We start from the raw sequence: 23,428 nt of genomic DNA on the forward strand, positions 1-23,428 counted from the left end.
GCACTGGGAGAGGGGTTAGGGTGATTGAATCTACTAATTTAGCTTATCTAAAGCTGCGGTACAAAGCGCTCTTTATCGGGAACAACGGTGTATTCAGCAACAATTTGCCGGAACTCTTCACCATCAATGGTTTCTTTCTCTACTAGGAGATCAACGAGGCGGTCAATGACCACGCGATTGTCCCGGATAATCTTGATGGCGAGTTCGTAGCTGTGCTGCACCAACTCCCGCACTTGGGCATCAATGCGCGCCGCAATTTCTTCGGAGTATTCTGTTCGAGACACCAAGTCCCGCCCCAAGAACACTTCACCGTTTTGGGTTTCCAAGGAGAGAGGTCCTAGATCTGACATACCAAAGCGGGTCACCATTTGCCGTGCCATCGCTGTCACTTGCTGCAGGTCATTGCCAGCACCAGTCGTGACCTCAGCATCGCCAAAGACGACGTATTCAGCCGCTCGGCCCCCAAGGGCACCGGCCATCCGCGCCATGAGTTGCGATCGCGAGATCAGACCAGAATCCTCTGAGGGCATGAACCAAGTGAGACCACGGGCTTGACCGCGGGGCACCAACGTCACTTTTTGGACAGGATCGTGCTCTTTAAGCAGTGTCCCGACAATGGCATGACCCACTTCGTGGTAGGCGATGAGGCGCTTGCTCTTGCCGTCAATCAGCGGTGTGCCCTCCATACCAGCGACAACCCGATCCACGGCATCGTCAATTTCCAGCATGGTGATGGCGGGTTTCCGCCGACGGGCCGTGAGAATCGCTGCTTCATTGAGGAGGTTGGCCAAATCGGCTCCCGTAAAGCCGGGGGTACGGCGAGCGATCGCCTCAAGGGAAACTTCAGGCGCCAATTTCTTGTTGCGGGCATGCACCTTGAGAATCGCCAAGCGACCCTTAATATCCGGTGCATCCACCACCACCTGTCGGTCAAAACGACCCGGACGCAGGAGAGCCGCATCCAAGACATCCGGGCGGTTGGTTGCCGCAATCACAATGATGCCGGTATTCCCCTCAAAGCCATCCATTTCGGTCAGCAGTTGGTTGAGGGTTTGCTCCCGCTCATCGTTACCGCCGCCAATGCCAGCCCCGCGTTGGCGACCCACAGCATCAATTTCATCAATAAAGATGAGACAGGGAGCGTTTTCTTTGGCTTTGCGGAACAGATCCCGGACGCGGGAGGCACCAACACCAACAAACATCTCGACAAATTCTGAACCCGAGATGGAGAAGAAGGGTACCCCTGCCTCACCGGCGATTGCCTTGGCCAGCATCGTTTTCCCTGTGCCGGGTGGCCCTACTAGTAGCACCCCTTTGGGAATGCGAGCACCCACCGCTGTAAATTTCTCGGGCTTCTTCAGGAAGGTGACCACCTCTTGTAGTTCTTCCTTGGCTTCATCGACACCAGCAACATCGTCAAACATGACACCCGTTTTGGCCTCCATTTGGAAGCGGGCGCGAGACTTACCAAAGTTCATCGCCTGACCTGGGCCTCCGGGCACGTTGCTGGAGCGGCGGAAGAGGAAAAAGAGTCCTCCCAAGAGCAAGACGGGGAAGAGTAAATTACCCAAGAGTCCCCACAGGGCACCATCATTGCGAGCCGGATGAACATCAATTTCTACGTGCTGCTCCCGCAGTTTACTAATGACTTCTGGAGCCGTCCCCGGCATATCTACCCGTACCCGCAGGGGGCGACCGTTAATCAGTTCCGGATCAGAGACATCCACAATGGCGGTGCGACCATTATCGAAAATGTCCACTTTACTAATGCGACCCGCATCTAAATAGTTGAGGAATCGCCCATAGCTCATGCGCGTACTGGCGGTATTCAGAGGAGGCTGACTTTGATTGAGCATAAAGTTGCTCGCCCCCTGCCAGAGGAGAACCCCCATGAGCAGTAGGGGGATTGACCAAAGGAGAACAGTTTTCCAAGAGACTTTCATTGGCGGCGCTTTTTATCAGGTTCTTAACTAAATTTAACATATCCCTCCCAAAGGGGGGGTATTAGTTCATCATGCCCTCAAGCAGGCGATCGCGCCGCTGCTGGAGAACTGCCTGCAGCAGAGGATAGCCCCGTAACTCAGGATCCTGGGCGATCAGTTCACTGGCCGCCGATCGCGCCGCCTCTAGGCAATCTTGATCCTCAACGAGGCTAGCGAGGGCAAAGTCCGGTAATCCCGATTGCCGCGTCCCCAACACCTCCCCCGGACCGCGCAGCCGCAGATCCATCTCTGCAATAAAGAAGCCATCCTGAGACTGTGCCAGCACATTCAGCCGTTGCTTGGCAACATCATTGCGAGAACTATTGAGCAGCAGACAATAGGACTGTTGGGCACCCCGCCCCACCCGCCCCCGCAGTTGATGGAGTTGGGATAGGCCAAAGCGTTCGGCATGTTCAATGAGCATCACCGTGGCATTGGGGACATCCACCCCCACCTCAACCACCGTGGTAGCCACCAGAATATCCAATTCCCCCTTGGCAAAGGCTTGAATTGTCGCATCCTTTTCACTCGATACCATGCGACCGTGGAGCAGCCCGACCCGAAAATTGGGAAAAATCTCCGTTTGTAATCGCTCGTGCTCGGCAATGGCGGATTTCAGATCCAGTTTTTCCGATTCCTCAACCAAAGGCAGGACAATATACGCTTGCCGCCCTTGGGCTACTTCCCGACGGATTAAATCGTAGGCGCAGGAGCGATCGCCCCGTCCCAAGACGGTTGTTTGAATCGGCTGCCGACCGGGGGGCAATTCATCAATTTGACTCACATCCAAATCCCCATGGAGGGTCAAGGCAAGCGTGCGGGGAATCGGTGTCGCCGTCATGGTCAACACATGGGGCAGGAGTCCTTTAGCTTGCAGCTTTGCCCGTTGCGCCACCCCAAAGCGGTGCTGTTCATCAATAACCACGAGACCGAGGCGCTGAAACGTCACCCCCTCTTGGATCAGAGCGTGGGTGCCCACCAGCACCGGCAATTCCCCTGTTGCCAATTGATCCAGAATCTGGCGGCGCTTGGCTGTACGTATCGATCCTGTGAGCAGTTCCACCGGCACATGGAGGGGGGTGAGCCATTCCAAGAGCTTGCGATAGTGCTGCTCTGCCAGAACCTCCGTGGGTGCCATTAGTGCCCCTTGATAGCCGGACTGCACTGCCGCCAATAGGGCAATCACTGCAACAACCGTTTTCCCTGACCCCACATCCCCTTGGACAAGGCGATTCATGGGAATCGGGCGCTCTAAATCCGCCAAAATTTCCGCCACTACCCGCTGCTGCGCCCCTGTGAGTTGAAAGGGCAGCCCTTGGTAAAACTGCTCAATCAGTTCCCCTTGGGGATTGAGGGGGGCACTGGCCTGCTGTTGCTGCTGGCGCCGCCGTTGCAGTAAGCCCAGTTGCAGGTAAAAAAATTCATCAAAAATCAGCCGCCGCCGTGCCAGACTCAGTTGCGTTCGATCCGGCGGAAAGTGAATGTGCCGTAGCGCCATGTCTAAGGGCAGGAGTTGGTGACGTTGGCGTAGCCCCTGCGGTAGGGGATCAGGATAGCCCTGCACCAAGGGCAGAACGCGATCGACCGCACGGCGAATCACATCGGGAGATACCCCCTCCGTTAAGGGATAGACCGGCACAATACGGCCAATCGTGAGGGAGTCTATTTCTGCCCCAGCATGATCCAGCACTTCCAACTGCGGATCTTCAAGGGTAAGGCCATACTTTGTCAGTTTCACGAGGCCAGAGGCAGCCACAATGGTCTGTGGGGCATAGAGGCGTTTTTGCTGCTCTTGCCACCCCCGTTGGGCATAGCGGGCACCCGCATAGAAGCGACTCAGGCGAATTTGCCCGGTGCGATCTTGAAGAACAATTTCTAAGATCGTCAGCTTGGCATTGCGGGGACTGGTAAAACAGTTGCAACGGCGGACTTTACCCACAAGGGTGACGGTCTCCCCAGCTTGCAGTTGCTGAATCGAGACTTGGCGGGCATAGTCAATGTGATCGCGGGGGAAGTAGTAAATGAGATCCGCAACCCTATAAAGCCCGAGTTTTTCCAGTTTCGCCGCAGTGCGCTCACCAATCCCATTCACTGTTTTGAGCGCTTGATCGAGGGGACGGGGGCGCGGGGGTGGACTTGTGAGTTGTTTGTGGACATCGTGGAGCAGTTGGCGCGTTTTCACCACGAGGTGTTGTCGTTGGCTGGGGGAGAGATCGTTGTAGTGGGCATAGGCTGCCGCCGTTTCCTGCCAGCGATCGCGCATCTGAAGGGGGAGTTGTTGCAGAGGGGCTTGCATTAACGCTGCGTGTAAATACTCATTAAACCGATAGGTATTGCCCTGAAGGTTGCAAAAACCCCGCGCCGTTTCAATGGCAAGGGCGCGTTGTAGGCGTGGCCAGTCAAGGGACACAGCAGGCCTCCTTCCCTATTGCTCACCATCCATTGCTTCGGGGACACTGGCGGTCGCGTCTGCGGCTTCATTGGCTTTCCACGTTTGCCACCATACCCGACTGGCCTTGAGAACCAGATATTGCCGCTGTTTTTTATGCAGTTGCTTCTGGAGGGTGGCCAGACGTGCTTCCAGTTGGCGAATTTGACTGCGCTGATTGCCGAGGGGGGGATGCTGAAACTCCAGTTCCTCAAGTTGCAGGTAAATGGCTGCCATGGGGTGATGACTGGAAGATTCCCTTGGGGACTCACTGGTGTCTCGCTCCTCTTCGCCCTCCTCTTGTAGTTTCTGCTCATCTAGCATCATCGTCAACAAATGGGGAATCCGCCCAAGGGGACGATTTTCTGCCTTACTGGCAATCTCTAAAATGACTGCGATTGGGGCAGGCGGTAAGATAGCCGCCCGTTGTAGTAGATGGTTAATCTTGAGCGAACTTTGATAAAGAACTTGGCTCAATTGCTCTGATAGGGAGGGGGGTTCCTGTTCCTTGGTTGCGTCTTCTTCCCCATTCGTTGCCTCTTGCCTTGCAGTTGAGTCTTCTTGGCGACGGGTCTGTAGGCTTAAAATCGTGGTTTCCAAGGCGATCGCCAGTTCAACAATCTGACGCTGAAGGTCCTGTCGCTCTGGGTCTGCAAGGGTCAAAAATTGCTCTGGAAAGACTTGGGTGCACACCTGATAACTAACCGTGATCAACTGCTGGCGGGCAATGGGGGCGAGCATTTCTAGATAGACATCATAAAGCTGACGCATTTCCGCCAAGGCGGCCAATAGCATCCCCTGTAACCCTAAAATTTCCCGCTCAACGGCTTCTAAGTTACCCGACATACACGCCTAACCGGCAAAACAGTGCTGCTGCGTTTAAGAAGACTGTTTCTACAATCTATTACAAAATCTTGGCGAGGATAGCCTGTTCACCGACTCATGGCAAGATGGTGGGGTTGCAAAGGTGAGACAGAAACGTGAATATTATTCTCTGGCTGCAAGCAGTCATCCTCGGCTTCGTGCAAGGTATTACAGAGTTCTTGCCCATTAGCAGTACCGCTCACTTGATTCTCTTTAGTGACCTCTTGGGGTGGAAAAGTGTCTGGCATAAAACTGCCCTAGATGCGATGCAATTTGGTAGCGTGATCGCGGTTTTTGGCTATTTCTGGCAGGATATTCGCCAAATTGTCCAAGGGGCTTGGCAGGCATGGCAACAGCGGGATTGGCAGCGGGAAGAATGGAAACTGTTGGTTGGGATCACGGTGGGCACGATTCCCGCACTAGCGGCAGGACTTCTTCTGAAATGGGCCAAAGTCGAGTTGGATCGGCCTCAGATCATTGCCACGATGGCGATCGCCATGGCGATTCTTTTGGGACTCGCAGAAAAATGGGGTTCCCGCAAACGCACCTATCAAGACATTGGCATTTTAGATGGCTTTCTAGTGGGTTGTGGCCAGATGATTGCCCTGCTGCCGGGGGCTTCGCGTTCAGGATCGACGCTAACGACAGCTTTATTTTTAGGGCTGGAGCGGCAAACAGCGGCGCGCTTTTCTTTTCTGTTGGGCATTCCCACACTGACGATCGCCACCCTTGTCCAAGCCAAAGATGTTTTTGATGAGGGGACGCTGTTTATTCCTCTTGTGATTGCCACACTCTCGAGCATGTTTTTTTCCTATTTGGCAATCGCTTGGCTGCTGCGATTCCTGCAACGCCATTCCACTTGGGTTTTTATCTGGTATCGCATTGGCTTGGGAACTGCATTGTGGGGCGCGATCGCCCTCGGTAGTCTGCGAACCTAAGGAACAACATTTAGCAAAATTTAACCTAACCTGTGGTCGAGATCACAGGGAAACTACAGAGGCTTTGCCATACTGAGTATGAAATAGTGAAAGTAGGGAAAATTGTACAGGGACGCGATCGCTCTACAATGACGTGAGCAAGTAGCGCCCTAGCCGCTTACTTTGGAAACGGTAGGGAAACCAAACCATGGGTGTCTATGTCCAATAGGGCACTGAGTACTGATCATACTGACCTAAAGGGTTCTACCTTGTCTCTGTTGCAGGCATACCAAGACAACCCTGCACGCGAATTGCGGAATCGCCTTGTCGAGTTGAACATGGGACTGGTACGCAAGGAAGCCCATCGCTGGGTACAGTGCACCCAAGAAAGCTTTGACGACCTGATGCAAGTGGGCACCCTTGGCCTCATTCACGCCATTGAACGCTTTGATCAAAGTAAGGGAGTGGCCTTTAGTTCCTTTGCCATTCCCTACATTCGCGGTGAGATTCAACACTACCTGCGGGATAAAAGTCCGCAAATTCGCGTCCCCCGTCGTTGGCAAACCCTCCAAAGCCAAGCAAAGCGAGTCATTCAGGAGTTACGCCAACAACTGCAGCGTCCCCCCAGCGATAGTGAAATTGCCCAAGCCCTCGATGTCCCCCTTGAAGAATGGCAAGCGGCAAAATTTGCCAACTACCACACCACCCCGGTCAGCCTAGATGCCCCCACCTTTGAGGGTGAGGAAGATGCTGTTTCCCTCGGTGACATCGTGCCCGATCAACGGTACCAAAGTTTTCAACTCGCCCAAGAAGATCGCATTCGTTTGCAGCAGTGTCTGCAAAAACTAGAAGCCCGCACCTGTCAGATTCTGGAATTTGTCTTTTTGTACGATTTGAGTCAAAAAGAAACCGCTGAACGCTTGGGTCTAAGTGCGGTCACAGTCTCTCGCCAGATTAAAAAAGGCCTCCAAGCCCTACAACGGATGATGAGTCACGACGAGGCTGAATCCTGAAAACGCATAAAATATATTTATGGTTGATTTTGCTGCCCCCCTAGCGGCTTTAGCGGCACATCGTTGGTTCAAACTCATTAACGGTGCCAGTTTCCAAGATGTTGCCCAAATCTATAACCTGACCTTGGCCTATGCACTGGCAGGGGCTGATTGTATTGATGTGGCCGCCGACCCTGCCGTGATTTACGCGGCTAATGACGCTTTGACGGTTGCGGCAAGCCTTGGGGCCACTCGCCCCCTGCTGATGGTGAGCATCAACGATGGTGCTGACCCCCATTTTCGTAAGGCCACGTTTGATCCGAGTCGCTGTCCGCCAGGGTGCGATCGCCCCTGTGAACGCATTTGCCCTGCCACTGCCATTCGCTTTGATGAACAGGTGCAGGGGGTGGTGCGCGATCGCTGTTATGGTTGTGGCCGCTGTTTACCCCTCTGCCCCTTGGGCTTGATTCGCACCGATGAGCAACCCGCAGTCTTTGAGCAAATCACGCCCCTGATCCAGGCGGGCACGATCCAAGCCCTCGAAATTCATACTCAACCCCAACGCTACAGCGCCTTTCACGAGCTTTGGCAGCGAGTTCGTCCTTGGGTGCGCTATTTACAGGTGCTGGCCATCAGTTGTCCCCAAGGAGAGGGAGTAATTGACTATTTGCGCTGGATCAATGGGCAGATTCAACCGTTGGAATGTGCCCTCATTTGGCAGGCGGATGGTCGTCCCATGAGTGGCGATATTGGTGATGGCGCAACGCGAGCCACCATTCAATTGGGTCAAGCCATTTTAGGGGCAAATTTACCCGGATTTGTGCAGTTGGCGGGCGGCACAAATGGCCATACGGTTGCTAAACTCAGGGCAATGGGATTGCTAGATCCACAGGGAATTGCTGGTGTTGCCTATGGTAGTTATGCTCGCAAACGCCTTGCCCCTTTCCACGCGATCGCCGACCAACCTTGGCAAACTGTTCCTGCCGTCCTTGCAGCGGCTGTTGCTGAAGCAGCTACCCTTGTGTCTCCTTTGAAATCTGTCCCGTCACCCTCTGTACCCTATGGCTGAATTGACTGCTGGACAACGCCAAGTCACTGACGATCTCGATCAATTATTGGCGATCCTACCGCCGCCCCTTGGACAGTCTCTCACCGATCATCCGCAGCGGGAAGAACTCTTAGAAATCGTTCTCGATTTGGGGCGATTGCCGGAAGCACGGTTTATCCACAGCACCCAATACCTTGCCGAGACGCCCGTCAGCCGTGAGATGTTGCAATATGCCGTGGATCGGGTGGGCGAGTTTAGTGGTGACAATCGCGCTGGGATTGAGCGTACGCTGCACCGCATTAGTGCCCTGCGCAATCGCCAAGGAACGATTATTGGCTTGACCTGCCGGGTGGGGCGAGCCGTCTTTGGCACGATTGGTATGATTCGCGACTTGGTCGAAAGTGGCCAGTCTATTTTGCTTTTAGGTCGCCCCGGTGTTGGTAAAACAACGGCACTACGGGAAATTGCCCGCGTCTTGGCCGATGAGTTGCACAAACGGGTAGTGATTATTGACACCTCTAATGAAATTGCGGGCGACGGTGATATTCCCCATCCAGCGATTGGCAAGGCACGACGAATGCAGGTGGCTCGCCCGGAACTTCAGCATCAGGTGATGATTGAGGCGGTGGAAAACCACATGCCCCAAGTGATTGTCATTGATGAGATTGGCACCGAACTAGAGGCACTAGCAGCACGCACCATTGCGGAGCGAGGCGTACAACTGATTGGTACTGCCCACGGCAACCAAATTGAGAACCTGATGAAAAACCCCACCCTTGCCGACTTGGTGGGGGGCATTCAATCGGTCACCCTTGGGGATGAAGAAGCGCGGCGGCGCGGCACCCAAAAAAGTGTGCTCGAACGGAAGGCTCCCCCCACGTTTCAAATGGCAGTGGAAATGCTGGAGCGCGATCGCTGGGCTATACATCTCGACGTGGCTGCTAGTGTGGATCTGCTGCTGCGGGGTCGCCAACCGTCACCTGAAATTCGCAGTGTTGCCGCCGATGGCTCAGTGGTGATTAGTCGTTCTGAGCCGACTCCCCAGCGATTGGAGGTCAAACCCCTGTCCCAGCGTCCCTCTTGGCGCAACAGTGGCCAGATGCTACCCATCCCTGAGGGCACTAAAGAACCCCTACGAGCCAATTTTGCCCAACTACTGGAGGCAACCCTAGAGGCGCCCACGGTCGGCCCCAATGGTGAGGAACTGCCCCTGCATGTCTTTCCCTACGCCGTCAGCCGCCACCATTTGGAGCAAGCCATTCGCACCTTGCAGCTGCCCATTATTGTCACCAAGGACATTGATCAAGCAGATGTTATTTTGACGCTGCGCTCCCACCTCAAGGGAGAAAGCAAGCTGCGGCACCTTGCCCATATTCATCACCTGCCGGTGCATGCCATTAAAACCAACAGCATGGCTCAAATTGTGCGGGGACTGCGACAGCTGCTTGGCATGGAAGACCCCAGCCCAGCGGAATCAGCGGATCTTTCCCTTTTTAGTCCGACAGGGAGCGATGATGAGCTAGAGGCCCTTGAAGAGGCACGCTTAGCCGTTGAAGAAATTGTAATTCCCAAGGGTCAAGTGGTGGAGTTGTTACCGCGATCGGCCAACATTCGGCGAATGCAACACGAGTTGATTGAGCACTACCAGTTGACCTCCTGTAGCTTTGGGGAAGAGCCGAATCGGCGGCTGCGGATTTACCCGAATCTGTCACGCTAATTAGGGATTTACCGGCGCCTGCAAAAAGGCACCTCTGCGCTCAATGGGCAAAATATGCTGCAACCGCCAAGGGCAATGGCCTGCTTGGGGAGGCCAAAAATGACACTGGTGGCCTCATCTTGGGCGCAGTAAGTATAGTTTGGGCATGAATGCAGGTTCCTGTTTGTCAGCGGCTGAGGTTTAGAAATTGTGCGAGTAGTTGATCATTCATGGGTTCTATTCCCTAGGCTATGATCGTATAGAAAATATCGGAATTTGTCGGCAATCATCAATCAAGTCAATGACACAAGCATACACCCCTGAAGATGTTTGGCGATTATTAGGCGAGCTATTAGAAGCCCAAAAGGAAACTGAGCGGCGTTTTCAGGAAACTGAGCGGCGTTTTCAGGAAACTGAGCGGCGTTTTCAAGAGACTGAGCGTTTACTACGGGAAGAAGCACAACAGCTCAACCAACAGATTGGTAAATTGGGTAACCGTCTTGGGGAATTTGTGGAATGGCAAGTACGTCCAGCCGTGCTGCGCTTATTTCAGAGTCGGGGGATTGCCGTCTCTCAACTCTACAGCGATGTGATTCTCCAAGATGGGAACGAGAGCCTAGAGATTGATCTGTTGGTCGTTAACACCGATGAAGCCGTTCTCGTTGAGGTGAAAACCAAGCTCAGCCAAAGTGATGTGGATGAACACCTAGAGCGGATTGCCAAATTTCGCCGTTTGGCTCATCAGTATCGGGGTACAAAACTCTTGGGAGCCGTGGCGGGGATGATTGTGCCCCCTGAGGTGGCTCGCTATGCCTATCGGCAGGGTCTATTTGTGTTGGCACAGTCGGGAGATGGCGTGGCAATTCTCAACGACCCGCAGTTTCAGCCCCGCGCGTGGTAAAGCATAGTGGCAGTGCCCTTGCGCAGTTTATGATGGAAATTCTCTGAGTGCCTCCTAGGCTATGATGAGAGGGTTAGCTGTAGCCTAGAAAACCCGACCAAGATCATGACACAAGCATACACCCCTGAAGATGTTTGGCGGTTATTGGGGGAGTTACTGGAAGCTCAAAAGGAAACAGAACGCCGATTTCAAGAAACTGAGCGGCGTTTTCAAGAGACTGAACGGTTACTGCGAGAAGAAGCTCGCCAACTTAACCAACAAATTGGCAAACTGGGTAACCGTCTTGGGGAATTTGTGGAATGGCAAGTACGTCCAGCCGTGCTGCGCTTATTTCAGAGTCGGGGGATTGCCGTCTCTCAACTCTACAGCGATGTGATTCTCCAAGATGGGAACGAGAGCCTAGAGATTGATCTGTTGGTCGTTAACACCGATGAAGCCGTTCTCGTTGAGGTGAAAACCAAGCTCAGCCAAAGTGATGTGGATGAACACCTAGAGCGGATTGCCAAATTTCGCCGTTTGGCTCATCAGTATCGGGGCACAAAACTCTTGGGAGCCGTGGCGGGGATGATTGTGCCCCCTGAGGTGGCTCGCTATGCCTATCGGCAGGGTCTATTTGTGTTGGCACAGTCGGGGGATGGGGTGGCAATTCTCAACGACCCGCAGTTTCAGCCCCGCGCGTGGTAAAGCAAGGGAATTCTCCTCTGAGGTGTGGGAGCGATCGCCCCCTAGGGTATGATTGTAGGGTTAAACTCTGTGAATCGTAGGCAACCCCTGAGTGCAATGGGTCTTGCTGAGCAACGTTTCCAGAGCGGTTGAAAACGATTGGAATTACACATTTTAGGATGACCACCCCTTTACTCCTACGTGCTGCCCGTGGTGAAAGCGTTGAGCGTCCCCCCATTTGGTTGATGCGGCAAGCTGGACGCTACATGAAGGTCTATCGTGACCTGCGCGATCGCTATCCCTCGTTTCGTCAGCGATCGGAAATCCCTGAACTGGCTATTGAAATTTCACTCCAACCCTTTCGTGCCTTTGCCCCAGACGGTGTGATTCTCTTTTCGGATATTCTCACGCCCCTGCCAGGGATTGGTATTCCCTTTGACATTGTCGAGAGTAAAGGGCCAATCATTGATCCACCCATCCGTACCCTTGAGCAGGTGCAACAACTCCATCCCTTGGAACCGGAAGCGGCCTGTCCTTTTATTCGCCCGATTCTCTCAACCCTGCGCCAAGAGGTGGGCGATCGCGCCACGGTGCTGGGGTTTGCCGGTGCCCCTTGGACACTTGCCGCCTATGCCATTGAGGGCAAAAGCTCCAAGGACTACATTGAAATCAAAACCATGGCCTACCGTGAGCCAGAGTTGCTCCACAAGTTCTTAAACCATTTGGCCACTGCCATTGCCGACTACCTGTGCTATCAAATTGACTGTGGTGCTCAGGTGGTGCAATTGTTTGATTCGTGGGCGGGTCAACTCAGCCGTCAGGACTACGATAGCTTTGCCTTCCCCTACCAAAAGCAGGTGGTTCAGCAAGTTAAAGCCGTCTATCCTGATGTGCCCATCATCCTCTATATCAATGGCAGTGCCGCAGTGGTCGATCGCATGGCAGCAACTGGGGCAGATATTGTCAGCCTTGACTGGACTGTGGACATCGGCACGATTCGCCAGCAGTTTCCTGCCAGTGTCGGTCTGCAGGGGAATTTAGACCCCATCACACTCTTTGCCCCCCAGCCAGTGCTCAAGGAACGAGCGCTAGCCATTATCGAAGCGGGTCGCAAGGGCAAATATATCTTTAACCTTGGCCACGGCGTTCTCCAAGGAACCCCTGAGGAGAATGTGGCCTTTCTTTTTGATCTGGTGAAGTCCCTCGGCTAATGCGCATCTTAATCACGGGTGCCACTGGTTGCATTGGCCAGTACATCGCTGAGGCGCTGATCCAAGAGACGGATCATGAGCTCTTTTTGCTGGTGCGGAATCCAGCCCGGTTGCAAGTTGATCCTGACCAGCGCCCCGGAGTGAACGTCATTCAGGGGGATCTGATGGATCTGACGCCCTTAGCACCGCTACTGCCCACCCTCGATGTTGCGATCCTAACGGCAACCGCTTGGGGAGGGAACAATGTCTTTGCCATCAACTACGAGCAAACTTGCCATCTCCTCAAGCAACTGGAGCCGCAACGCTGCCAGCGGGTCTTTTATTTTTCAACGGCAAGTATCCTCAATCATCAAATGGAACCGCTGCCGGAAGCAGGCACCTTGGGAACGGATTATATTCGCTCCAAGTATGAGTGTCTCCATGCCATTGAGCAGTTACCCGTGGGCGATCGCGTGATTGAACTGTTTCCGACAATGGTGTTTGGCGGCGGGTCTGATGGTAAGCGTCCCTCGTTCATCACTGAGGGCATGCGCGAAGTTCTCAAGTGGCTGTGGTTGGCTCGCTTTTTCCGCGCTGATGCCAGTTTTCACTTTGTCCATGCCCGCGATATTGCCCAAGTGGTTCTCTACCTGTTGCAGCATCCTGAGTATCCCGTACCGCGTCGGGTGGCTCTGGGTAATCCGCCAATTACTGTCAATGAGATGTTGGCGCAGTTGTGCGCTGCGGCAAAGCTGCCCATCTATTTGCAAGTCCCCTTGACACTGCCAGTGATCAACTTCTTTGTGCGGGTATTTCGAGTGCAGATGTCGCCGTGGGATTATTTTTGCTTGAACTATCGTAACTTCACCTATGACACCGTGCTCAATCCCCAAACCTTGGGGCTAACTCCCTACTGTGCAACCGTTGAGGATTTGCTACGCTGTAGCTTGGGCACAGCAGACCTCTAAACCCACAGTTAAAGAGTCTTTCATGGCAGGGATTTGGTTACTGAAGTCGGAGCCAAGCGTTTTTTCTTGGCAGGATTTGCAGGCAGCCCCACAACAAACCACCTGTTGGGAAGGAGTACGCAACTACCAAGCCCGCAATTTTATTCGCGATCAAATGCAGGTGGGCGATCGCGTGCTCTTTTACCACAGTAATGCCAACCCACCAGCCATCATGGGCATTGCCGAAGTCGTCAAGGCCGCCTATCCCGACCACTTTGCTTGGGATGCGGACAGTCGCTACTTTGACCCCAAAAGCACGCCTGACAATCCCCGCTGGTTCATGGTGGATATTCAGTATCGCCGCGATTTTTCGCCACCAATTACACTTCCAGAACTGCGGCAAACGCCCGGCCTAGAGGGGATGCTGCTGTTGCAAAAGGGCTGCCGTCTCTCGGTACAACCGGTCACCGAACAGGAGTGGCAGATTATTCTCGGTTTGCGATCGCCCTAGGGTTGGCGAGGCAGACGGCGCAAATAGGGTAAATTTTTCAGGTGGCGATCGCTAGAGTATTGAAAGCCAAAATCCGCATATTCTGCGGTATTCACCAGTCGCCGAAAGGCCGATAAGCCAATCCGCCGCTTGCCATCGAGGGTACTCACCTTGGAGTTGGGGTTGTCTGGGTTGCCGCCCAAGAGTTGAAAGGCCTCTTCGGGAGTCAGCCACTCCTTACTGGGATCACCGGTGGGAATTTTTTCCTCGAGGTGTTTGAGCTTGGTGACGAGGCTTTCCCATAGGTTGCGGCGCGGTTGTTGCTGCTGCGAACGAGCGGTCAGCGATCGCCACAGTAGTTGCAGCTGCACCCCCAAATACTGGAAAAATCGCTTGATCAACCGCCCGATCTGACTCAAAAGCAGGGGTAATCCCGTGGGCGGCGGTGGGGGCGATCGCTCGATGACCACCGTACTCCAACCGCAGACACTACACACTTGGCGGCCAGAGGACAAGGGCTTTCCTAAACGAGCACCACAGCGAGGGCAAGTTTCCAGCATTTGTTGCGTTTTACGACTGATGAATCAAATTTTAGCGGAATTGCAGCGGCTACCGAGGGCGGCGATAGAAGGGGCGAGGAACCACTACTGCTGGGACTTGGCGATCGCGCACCTGTACCGCCAGTTCCCGACCGATGTGGGCAAACTCTGGAAAGACATAGCCAATGGCGATCGCCTTCCCCAAGGTGGGAGATAGGGTGCCACTGGTAACCTCCCCCACAGCCTGTGCCCCCGCATAGATGGGATAGCCGTGGCGAGCAATGCCTTTGCCCACGAGTTCTAAACCCACCAATTGCCGCTCAATCCCCTGTTGCTTTTGGGCTAAGAGGGCCGCACGACCTACAAAATCGGGCTTTTGCCAATCAATCAGCCAATCGAGACCCGCCTCTAGGGGAGTGGTTTGCTCATCCATGTCTTGGCCGTAGAGGAGCATGGCCGCCTCTAAGCGCAGGGTATCCCGCGCCCCCAAGCCACAGGGAGTCACACCCGCCGCCAGCAGGGTTTGCCACAACTGTTGCCCCAGTTCTGGTGTGACAAGAATTTCCCAACCGTCTTCGCCCGTGTAGCCGGTGCGAGCCATCCAAGCGGGCTGTTCCAGTAGGTTGACTTGAGCATGGCGATAGGCCTTGAGGTCATCTAGGGAGCGATCGCACAGGGGAGCTAAGGTCGCTGTCGCGGCAGGGCCTTGAAGAGCAATCAGCACCTGTGTCGCTGACTCATCAATGAACTCAATACTGGCGGGTAAATACGTCTGAAACCATACCCAGTCCTTGGCAGTGGTGACTGCATTCACAATACAGCGGACTTGGCCATCCCCAATGTAGAGAATGACATCATCGACAATGCCCCCAGCCTCATTGAGGAGAACGGTGTATTTCGCTTGGCCGGGCTGGAGACGATTGAGATTGGTGGGTACCCGTTCTTGGAGTGCCGCGATCGCCTCAGGGCCGCGCAGCAGAAACTTGCCCATGTGGGAAATATCAAACATCCCCACCCGCTGCCGCACCGCTTGGTGTTCCTGCAAAATGCTGCTGTACTGAAGGGGCATCTCCCACTCGCCAAAGGGGGTAAACCGTGCGCCTTGATGCAACGGATAGAGGGGGGTACGACGCAACGCTTCAGCCATAGAGATCATCCAATTGTTGTTGTAGTTGGGTGGGGGTCAGTGCCGGTTCACGGCAGCGCAAGCCTTCACAGACAAGGGCAACTGGCTCGAGGTCATCGCGAACTTTGAGGACAGCCGTTGGCAAGTAGCGATCCCAGAGGGTTGTGACCTGATCAGGCCGCGCTTGGACACAGACAGGACGCAGATACCACTGCAACGCCGCCAAAAGGCTCGGACAACTCTGGGGAGACTCCTTCATCAATGGGCTAAGGAAACGCAATCCCTTTTCTGCCTGTTCGAGGTAGGCGGGATTCTCTGTGAGCAAAAAGAGTTGCACCAAGTTGGCGATCGCCACCCCATTCGCAGAAGGTGTAGCATTATCGAGACCTTCCCGCTGGCGCACAATCAAATCGGCGCGCTCCGGTGCATTGTAGTAGCCCCCCTCTGTTGCCGCCAATTCCTGATCAAAGAGGGTTTGATACTGCGTGGCCAATTCCAGCCACGGCTGCGCCGCCTCCCCCACCGCTAAACTGGCTTGATGCAGAGCAATCAGGGCTTGGATCCAGTAGGCATAATCCTCGGCCTGCGCCACTTCGGCCACGGTGCCGCCATAGTTGAGGCGGTAGAGTTTGCCTTCTTGATATTGATGCTCGTGGAGCCATTGTGCCGCTTTAGCCGCTCGCTGCCAGTAGGTGCGCTCTCTCCAGACTTGGGCTGCCGTTGCTAAGCCAGTAATCATCAGGCTATTCCAAGCCAAAATCATTTTTGTATCAGTGACCGGCGGAATCCGTCCCGGCCAAGCCTGTCCCTTTGCGGTTGCATTATCCGTGGCCACGGGAAAGGGTTGATCCATGGGCGTATCGGCACCATAGCGGCGAGCAAAGAGTTTACGCAGAATCGGTGCTAGCACCTCAGGATTCGCCGGCGGGCGCACTTGCTTGAGCACAATCTTGCCCTCGAAGTTGCCACTGGGAGAGATGTCAAAGTGGGCTTGCAGTTGTGCCAATTCCGTTGGGGTTAGGGTCTGCTCTAGCTCTGCATATTGCCAGCAATAAAAGGCACCCTCCTCAGGTTCAGGATCATTGGCACTGACAAAGCTATCGGCATCCTGTGCTGCATAGAAGTACCCCTCAGGGGCCGTCATTTCGCGATCGAGCCATTGAATCGTTTGGGCAATTGCAACGGGAATCTGGGGGGAGCGATCGCCCTGCTGCCACAGCCGCACTAAATAGGTCACAATTTGGCCATTGTCGTAGAGCATTTTTTCAAAGTGGGGCACCGTCCATTGGGGATCGACGGTGTAGCGATGCCAACCACCGCCCACATGGTCATAGATGCCCCCCTGCAAGAGATTGCGTCCCCGTTGCCGACACAGGTGCAGCAGTTGCGGGGGATTGGGACTCAAAGCCAATCCCTGAAGCAGCATTTGGGCATAGGGCATCATGGGGAAGCAGGTGCCTTGGGGGCGATCGCGCAAAATCGGCGTCACTTGGCGAATCCCTGCCCTTAGGAGTTCTTCACTCAGGGGGACGGCTTCTCCCATCTCAGCGGGGGGAGCGAGATATTGCCAGAGGGTGGCCTGTTGGGCGGCTAACTTGTCCTTTTCTTGGTCATAGAAGCGGCGCACCGCCTGCAACACCTGTAAAAAGCCCGGACGGCCATAGCGCGGCTGCACGGGAAAATAGGTACCGCCATAAAAGGGACGGCGATCCTGCGGCGTCAGGAATACATTGAGCGGCCAGCCTCCTTGACCCGTCATCAGTTGCAGCGCCTGCATGTAAATACTGTCCAGATCGGGTCGCTCCTCGCGATCCACCTTAATCGGCAGGAAATGGGCATTGAGATAGGCGGCAATCTCCAGATCCGAAAAGGCTTCCCCCTCCATGACAGTGCACCAGTGGCAACTGGAGTAACCAATCGAGAGAAAAATCACCCGATCCTCTGCCGCTGCTTTGGCAAGGGCTTCATCACACCACGGCCACCAGTCAATGGGGTTTTCGGCATGCTTGCGCAGATAGAGACTTTGGCACTGGCTAAGGCGATTCGGCATGGCAGCGCACCATTTCAACACTAATTTGACCCGTAAAATTGGGCACGGGGGGGGCAAGTTTGGTTACACGCACAGCAGCCCGCTGCACTTGGGGGGGCGCTAGGCACAGTTTCATAATTGCTGCTGCTAGGGTCTCAATTAAGTGAAAGCGTTGCTGCTGCATTAACTGCTCGATGGCTTGCAAGAGGGGGCGATAGTCAAGGGTGTCCTCAAGGCGATCGCTAGCGGCAGCTTGTGTCATATCCAACCAGAGCTTAATATCAATCTCAAACCACTGGCCGAGAATTTGTTCCTCTGGCAGGGCGCCCGTATAGCCGTAGTAGCGAATTCCCGAGAGGTGGAGACAGTCAGTTGATGATTCGCTCAAGGGGATCGATCCATGACAACACAGGAAAAAATGCTGCTGGGCCTATTGATTTTTGTGCCCCTTGCCCTCCTTAACTTTATCGTCAAAATGCCGCCAATGGTGAGCTTTATCCTCAGTGGTCTCGCCATTGTGCCCCTTGCGGCTGGGATTGCCAATTCCACAGAGGCGATCGCCGAAGTCATTGGCCCTGCCCTTGGCGGACTCTTGAATGCCACCTTCGGCAATGTGACGGAGATGATTATCGCCATTGTCGCCCTGCGTCAGGGTCTGGCAGAGGTGGTAAAAGCCAGTCTCAGCGGTGCCATTATTGCCAATTTGCTTTTGGGATTGGGTCTGGCCATTGTTGTTGGGGGCATCCGATTTCCAGAGCAACAGTTCTCAGCACCTGTGGCACGCATTAATGCCTCTGCCCTCACCCTATCGGTGATTGTGCTGATGACCCCGACCGCGATTCAGGCGGCGGCACCCAGTGTGCCGCTTCACTTGATTGATCACTTCTCCTATGCGTCGGCGATTTTGCTGCTGATTTTTTACGGTCTGATGTTGCTCTTTTCCATGAAAACCCATCGTCACCTCTACCTGATGGATGAGACGATCGCTGGTCAGGAACCCTCCCCCACTGTCAATCTCAAGGTGCCCCTTGCCATTCTGCTGGTGGGTACGATTTTGCTAGTCTTTGTTTCCGACATCCTCGTGGATAGTTTGCAGGACAGCATTAGTGAAATCGGGTTGACCCAATTGTTTACAGGCGTGTTTCTCATTCCCATTTTCAGCAGTGTGGTTGAGTTCATCACCTGTATCAAGTTTGCCCTCAATAATCGTATGGAAGGGGCAGTGGCGGTGGCGATTGGGTCTAGCTTGCAGATTATCCTTTTTGTGGCGCCGGTGCTTGTGCTGGTGGGCTGGTTCTTGGGTCAACCGGAGATGAACCTGAGCTTCAATCTCTTTGAACTGTTGGCCGTTGTGGCTGCGGTTGCCATCACCAACTCCATTAGCAACGATGGCCGCACGAACTGGCTAGAGGGTGTCTTGCTGATGATCACCTACCTCGTGCTGGCGATCGCCTTCTTTATTCACCCATAAAAAAATGCGGATGGCGAGACTCGAACTCGCAAGGCAAAGCCACACGCCCCTCAAACGTGCGCGTATACCAATTCCGCCACATCCGCGTAGCTTTATGATTATAGCGCAGATGGCTAAATTTCTGAAAGTGGTGATCTGGCCTCTCGATGGCAGAAAATTAAAGTGCCCTTCTCTAAAATTGCTGTCTCGCTGATCTTGGGAGAACTGCCATGAATGCAGCCGCCTACTTGATTGGTACCGTTGCCCACAGTAGTGGCCTGCCCGTCAAGACCATTCGCTATTACGAGGAATTGGGGCTGTTGCGAACTGTTGGCAGAACCAGTGGCGGCTATCGCCTCTTTGCTGAGGATGTCTTTGCTCGCCTAAGTTTTATCAAACGTGCCCAGTCCCTTGGCCTCACCCTGAGCGACATCAAAGCCTTGCTTGAGGTATACGATCGCGGTGAGATTCCCTGTGACCACATCAAGGAAAAGTTAGAGGAAAAATTGGCGGCCATTGAGGCACAAATTCAGCAGTTGCAGATTCTTAAACAGGAATTGCAAGGCCTCCTCTCCGGCTGGCGATCGCCCGCGCAACTCTCAGAGGGCACGATCTGTCCCATTCTCCAGCCAGTGGTGTGCTCGTAACTACTCGTTCATATTCTTGTAGGTGGCCACTGCCGAAGGGGAAATCTGGTTGAGATAACGGAAAATCCAATACTTAAACACCGTATCTAGCATCACGGGAAAGGTAGCGATAAACATATTGATAAAATCCTCGTTGCGCGGAAAGCCAAAGTGCTCGAGGGTATTGTTCACCAACACTTCCCAGCCGTGGGGGGAGTGGTATCCGACAAATACATCTGTAAACAAGATAATGATAAAGGCTTTGGCACTGTCACTAAGGCCATAGACTACTTCATCCAAAAAGGCCTTGACAATGGCCAGTTGCCGTTGACCCGTAAACACCAGTCCCAAAAAGACCGTAAAGCCCAAGGCATCGGAAAGGATGTTTTTCAGGGGTTCAATCAGTTCCTTTTGGTATTCCGTGGATAGCTCGATCGCCTTTTCGCGGATGCGGTCTTGAATTTCCTCTGCAGAAACAGGAACATTGCTCACCAGACTTTCAAAGCGAATTTTATTTTCAAAGCGAGCCAGTTCATCGAGAATGTTGTCTTCCAATTGTGAGTTAATGATGCGTTCAATCTGCCCTACCGCCTTAAAGTGGTTGACCAAGGGACTCACAATCAGGGCCTTGGAAATTTGCTGGGTCAATAGGGGCAAAATCACCAGCAAGAGCATAAAACGAACCGCTAGACGGGTGCGCAGCTTTGAGGTGCGAAAATCACGAACGACTTCAGCTTCGGTGGTTTCATCAGAATTGAGTTCACGGCGAAAGCGATCGGCGGTGCGCAAAATCGAGCGGGGAATAAAGCTGCTGCTGTCCAGCTTGGAATCATCGGTGAGATCATCACTGATATATTCCGAGAGATAAAGGGAATCATCCTCAATTTTGTCGAGGGCATCTGACTGTTGGCGTTGTTGGGGATCTTGGCGACTGAGGCTGGGACGGGCAAGGGCATTGAGTTCCTTTTCACGCTGCCGTTTATAGCGGTTGAGGGTGGCATCAATCAGCCGCAGCTTTTCATAAACGCTGGGTTCCTCCGTCGTGCTACTGACGGTAGCCGTCACCGTATAGGTTGCCGTTGCACCATTGACACTATCGTTGACAGGAGTGGGGGGGCTTTGGGGGGGAGCAAGGGGCAAAATTTGACGGCTGGCGCGGAACTCCGTCATCCGCATACGAATGGTTTTTAGCAGTTGTTTTAGCTCTGTCTCGAAATAGGTAGAGACTTCTCCCACGGGTAGATTGAGGGGGCTAATGGGTTGACCGTCAAAGTGTTCCAGTTCGATGGCGCGAATTTTCAGAGCGGCTTCATAGGCTTCCTGTAGGGCGCGGTTCGGAGTTGTACGATACCACTGCTCTGCACGCTTGATCCAGTCTCTGAGGCGAATAAAGGGATTGCTGGACATTGCTGTTGTTCTTAACGGCTACCGCAAAAGCAATAAATCGATAGGATAGATAAAGATCGTAGCAAATTGACTTTGCAGGCTTTGTTGGCGGTGTTGCAGTGGATCAGTGGCGGTAGTCGCAGTGGCAAGACCTGTGCACTGGTGAGGGAATTTGCTCATTGGGTTGGGCAGGACAAGTCCGTGATTCCCCGTGAGCGATCGCTCCTCTTTTTGACGGATACCGTAGAAGGCCGCCAAGTCATCCAACGGGAAATTGAGTCACAGTTGGGCAGTGGCTACAGACCTTATATCACCACGCCAGTGGGCTTCATGCAGGATGAGGTGGAACTTTTTTGGCCACTACTGGTGCAGGCGAAGGCCGTTGATCCGCATCCCCCTTTGCGTCTGAAACCAGAAACGGAGTTGGTGTGCGCAGAGCGGTTGTGGCAGCCTTGGCTAGCCAACCATAGGTTTGCTGTCCTTAGTGAAAATCGCGATCGCGCCACCCGTCACCTGCTCGATATTTTTCAACTAGCTGCCTTTGCCCGCCTTAGCCTAGATGATCTACCCCAACTCATTTGGGATCATCAGCTTGAGATGCCTTCAGAAACCGTGGGGGCAATCGTCACTGCCCTGAAACAGTGGCAAAGTTGGTGTACTGCCCACAGCCTTCTCACCTACGGCATCACCACGGATTTATTTGGCCGAGTTCTCCTTGACCATCCCCGATACCAAGCCTCCTTGGGGCAACGGTTTCAGTGTCTTCTTGCTGATAACATCCACAACTATCCAGCGGTGATGGCAGATGTGATCGCCCGCTTTAACCAACAGGGGATCAAGATTGTCCTGACTCACCAACCCATTGGCGCTGTCCGTCTCGGTCTCGGAGCTGATCCCGATGCGTTTCTCAGCCTGAAAAACCAAGCCACCGTCATTGAGCAACCCTGCCCTGCCGAAACGATTTTTGGCAACACCCCTCTCCAAACTGAGATTCAAGAACGCCTCACTACGCCCCAAGCCACGCTGCCTGAAAACATCGCGGCCATTCAAACCACTTCGCGGATGCAACTGTTGCAGGAAGTAGTTGCGACGATCGCCACCGCCATTCATCAAGGGATGGTGCAACCAAACGAGATCGCCATCCTTGCCCCCGGTTTAGATAGCGTTGCCCGCCATGTCTTTAGCACTGAGCTAAAAAAACGCGGCATTCCCCTCGTGATCTGGAATGAGCAGCGCCCCCTGATTCAATCCCCCTTTGTGCGTGCTCTTTTGACGCTGTTGCTGTTTGTTTATCCGCGAACGGGAATGATCCCAGAGGCAACGGCGGTTGCAGAGATGTTAACGGTTTTGCTGCCGCGAGCAATTGATCCTGTGCGGGCAGGCCTGCTCTCTTGCTATTGTTTTCAGCCGGGTCTGGAGAAAGCCGAACTGCTGAGCACAACCCAGTACAGCCATTGGGATCGCTTTGGCCATCGTGCCACCGCAGCCTATGAGAACTTGCGTCATTGGCTGAGCACGCTAGATCCTAGCCAAATGCCTGTGTATCTCCTAGAGGCGGCGATTCAACGCTATCTCTGGCCACAAAACCTGACAGCCAGTGAATTGGCACCCCTGCGATCGCTCCTTGAGGGCACAGCCGCCTACTGGCAAATTTATGATCACCTCCCAGAACACCGAGCTACGCCAACGGCTGAGCGACTACGGGAATGGATCGCCCTACTGCGGCGGGGAATTGTAACCGCTGATCCTGCCCCACCCCTGCGGCAGCCCCAAGGGGTCTTACTGGCAACCACGTTTCAATATCGCAGTGCCCAACTGGCCCATCGCTGGCATTTTTGGCTGGATGTGGGGAGTCCGCGTTGGCAGGATGGCGGCTTGCAATGCCTCTGGCAGGCGCCCATCTTTTTGCGGCAGGGGGCGGCGAGTCCCAGTGCACGGGTGTGGCAATTGGAGTCAGAACGTCTGGAGCATTTACTGGTGGATCTATGTTCACGGGTGAGCGATCGCCTATTCCTTTGCCACAGTGACTTGGCTGCCAATGGCAGTGAGCAAGAAGGCCCCCTGAGTCCTTGGGTGGATCTGGCGGTGGGCGATCGCCTCCAAGCTGTTACCGATGGCACTATGATAAATAACGCGATTTGCTCGTCCTCCTAG

At 54.0% G+C, this 23,428-nt stretch carries 20 protein-coding genes and 1 tRNA gene; 12 read left to right on the top strand and 9 right to left on the bottom strand.

The annotated features are described in order from the left end of the window. Nucleotides 1-47: 47 nt before the first annotated feature. The 3 genes from ftsH2 to M0646_RS12200 form a co-directional block, all read right to left on the bottom strand. A complete protein-coding gene (gene ftsH2, locus M0646_RS12190; RefSeq protein WP_149821231.1) occupies nt 48-1,943 on the bottom strand; it encodes an ATP-dependent zinc metalloprotease FtsH2 in 1,896 nt (631 codons plus the stop codon). 61 nt (nt 1,944-2,004) lie between these two features. Continuing rightward, nucleotides 2,005-4,392, bottom strand: coding sequence for an ATP-dependent DNA helicase RecG (recG, locus tag M0646_RS12195; RefSeq protein WP_286625892.1), 2,388 nt, complete (start codon nt 4,390-4,392; stop codon nt 2,005-2,007). Between the two features lie 15 nt (nt 4,393-4,407). Then, on the bottom strand, nt 4,408-5,256 hold the full coding sequence (locus M0646_RS12200) for a hypothetical protein (RefSeq protein WP_149821235.1): 849 nt from the start codon (nt 5,254-5,256) through the stop codon (nt 4,408-4,410). Between the two features lie 134 nt (nt 5,257-5,390). Here M0646_RS12200 and M0646_RS12205 point away from each other — a divergent pair, with 134 nt between their 5' ends. The 9 genes from M0646_RS12205 to M0646_RS12245 all read left to right on the top strand — a co-directional run bounded on the left by M0646_RS12205 (nt 5,391) and on the right by M0646_RS12245 (nt 14,139). Continuing rightward, complete coding sequence (locus M0646_RS12205) at nt 5,391-6,212, top strand: undecaprenyl-diphosphate phosphatase (protein WP_286649695.1); 822 nt, start codon at nt 5,391-5,393, stop codon at nt 6,210-6,212. 197 nt (nt 6,213-6,409) lie between these two features. Beyond that, entirely contained in the window at nt 6,410-7,204 is a 795-nt protein-coding gene (locus M0646_RS12210; protein WP_149821239.1) for an RNA polymerase sigma factor SigF, read from the top strand. Between the two features lie 19 nt (nt 7,205-7,223). Beyond that, nucleotides 7,224-8,252, top strand: a complete 1,029-nt coding sequence (gene ldpA / locus M0646_RS12215) for a circadian clock protein LdpA (RefSeq protein ID WP_286625896.1) — start codon at nt 7,224-7,226, stop codon at nt 8,250-8,252. Continuing rightward, nucleotides 8,245-9,948: a R3H domain-containing nucleic acid-binding protein gene (locus M0646_RS12220; RefSeq protein WP_149821243.1), complete on the top strand. Its 1,704-nt coding sequence runs from the start codon at nt 8,245-8,247 to the stop codon at nt 9,946-9,948. The genes ldpA and M0646_RS12220 overlap by 8 nt, the downstream gene beginning before the upstream one ends. Nucleotides 9,949-10,228: 280 nt before the next feature. After that, a complete protein-coding gene (locus M0646_RS12225; RefSeq protein WP_149821245.1) occupies nt 10,229-10,828 on the top strand; it encodes a hypothetical protein in 600 nt (199 codons plus the stop codon). A 105-nt stretch (nt 10,829-10,933) separates the two neighbouring features. Next, nucleotides 10,934-11,512: a hypothetical protein gene (locus M0646_RS12230; protein ID WP_286625897.1), complete on the top strand. Its 579-nt coding sequence runs from the start codon at nt 10,934-10,936 to the stop codon at nt 11,510-11,512. A gap of 158 nt (nt 11,513-11,670) precedes the next feature. Next, a complete protein-coding gene (gene hemE / locus M0646_RS12235) occupies nt 11,671-12,702 on the top strand; it encodes a uroporphyrinogen decarboxylase (protein ID WP_286625899.1) in 1,032 nt (343 codons plus the stop codon). Continuing rightward, nucleotides 12,702-13,649, top strand: coding sequence for an NAD(P)-dependent oxidoreductase (locus M0646_RS12240; RefSeq protein WP_286625900.1), 948 nt, complete (start codon nt 12,702-12,704; stop codon nt 13,647-13,649). Before hemE ends, M0646_RS12240 begins: the two co-directional genes overlap by 1 nt. Before the next feature lie 22 nt (nt 13,650-13,671). After that, a complete protein-coding gene (locus M0646_RS12245) occupies nt 13,672-14,139 on the top strand; it encodes an EVE domain-containing protein (RefSeq protein ID WP_190278103.1) in 468 nt (155 codons plus the stop codon). On the opposite strand, the gene M0646_RS12250 is transcribed toward M0646_RS12245, so the two are convergent. The 4 genes from M0646_RS12250 to folB are packed head-to-tail and all read right to left on the bottom strand — an operon-like array spanning nt 14,136 to nt 18,200. After that, nucleotides 14,136-14,678 (bottom strand): hypothetical protein, encoded by a 543-nt coding sequence (locus M0646_RS12250; RefSeq protein WP_149821255.1) that lies wholly within the window; start codon nt 14,676-14,678, stop codon nt 14,136-14,138. The two genes, M0646_RS12245 and M0646_RS12250, sit on opposite strands and share 4 nt — an antisense overlap. Nucleotides 14,679-14,727: 49 nt before the next feature. Beyond that, entirely contained in the window at nt 14,728-15,813 is a 1,086-nt protein-coding gene (gcvT, locus tag M0646_RS12255; RefSeq protein ID WP_286649696.1) for a glycine cleavage system aminomethyltransferase GcvT, read from the bottom strand. Next, on the bottom strand, nt 15,797-17,833 hold the full coding sequence (locus M0646_RS12260; protein WP_286625904.1) for a thioredoxin domain-containing protein: 2,037 nt from the start codon (nt 17,831-17,833) through the stop codon (nt 15,797-15,799). The genes gcvT and M0646_RS12260 overlap by 17 nt, the downstream gene beginning before the upstream one ends. After that, on the bottom strand, nt 17,817-18,200 hold the full coding sequence (gene folB, locus M0646_RS12265; RefSeq protein ID WP_255451668.1) for a dihydroneopterin aldolase: 384 nt from the start codon (nt 18,198-18,200) through the stop codon (nt 17,817-17,819). Before folB ends, M0646_RS12260 begins: the two co-directional genes overlap by 17 nt. A gap of 12 nt (nt 18,201-18,212) precedes the next feature. Here folB and cax point away from each other — a divergent pair, with 12 nt between their 5' ends. Continuing rightward, entirely contained in the window at nt 18,213-19,283 is a 1,071-nt protein-coding gene (gene cax / locus M0646_RS12270; protein WP_286625906.1) for a calcium/proton exchanger, read from the top strand. Nucleotides 19,284-19,288: 5 nt separating this feature from the next. On the opposite strand, the gene M0646_RS12275 is transcribed toward cax, so the two are convergent. After that, nucleotides 19,289-19,369: transfer RNA gene (locus M0646_RS12275), tRNA-Leu, on the bottom strand. Nucleotides 19,370-19,492: 123 nt separating this feature from the next. Between M0646_RS12275 and M0646_RS12280 the strand changes: the two genes are divergently transcribed. Beyond that, on the top strand, nt 19,493-19,909 hold the full coding sequence (locus M0646_RS12280; RefSeq protein WP_286625907.1) for a heavy metal-responsive transcriptional regulator: 417 nt from the start codon (nt 19,493-19,495) through the stop codon (nt 19,907-19,909). On the opposite strand, the gene pxcA is transcribed toward M0646_RS12280, so the two are convergent. Continuing rightward, on the bottom strand, nt 19,910-21,295 hold the full coding sequence (gene pxcA / locus M0646_RS12285; RefSeq protein ID WP_286625909.1) for a proton extrusion protein PcxA: 1,386 nt from the start codon (nt 21,293-21,295) through the stop codon (nt 19,910-19,912). 66 nt (nt 21,296-21,361) lie between these two features. On the opposite strand from pxcA, the gene M0646_RS12290 reads away from it, so the two are divergent. Beyond that, nucleotides 21,362-23,428, top strand: coding sequence for a recombinase family protein (locus M0646_RS12290; RefSeq protein ID WP_190278105.1), 2,067 nt, complete (start codon nt 21,362-21,364; stop codon nt 23,426-23,428).

Source organism: Thermosynechococcus sp. B3 (assembly GCF_030323045.1).
Taxonomy (GTDB): Bacteria; Cyanobacteriota; Cyanobacteriia; order Thermosynechococcales; family Thermosynechococcaceae; genus Thermosynechococcus.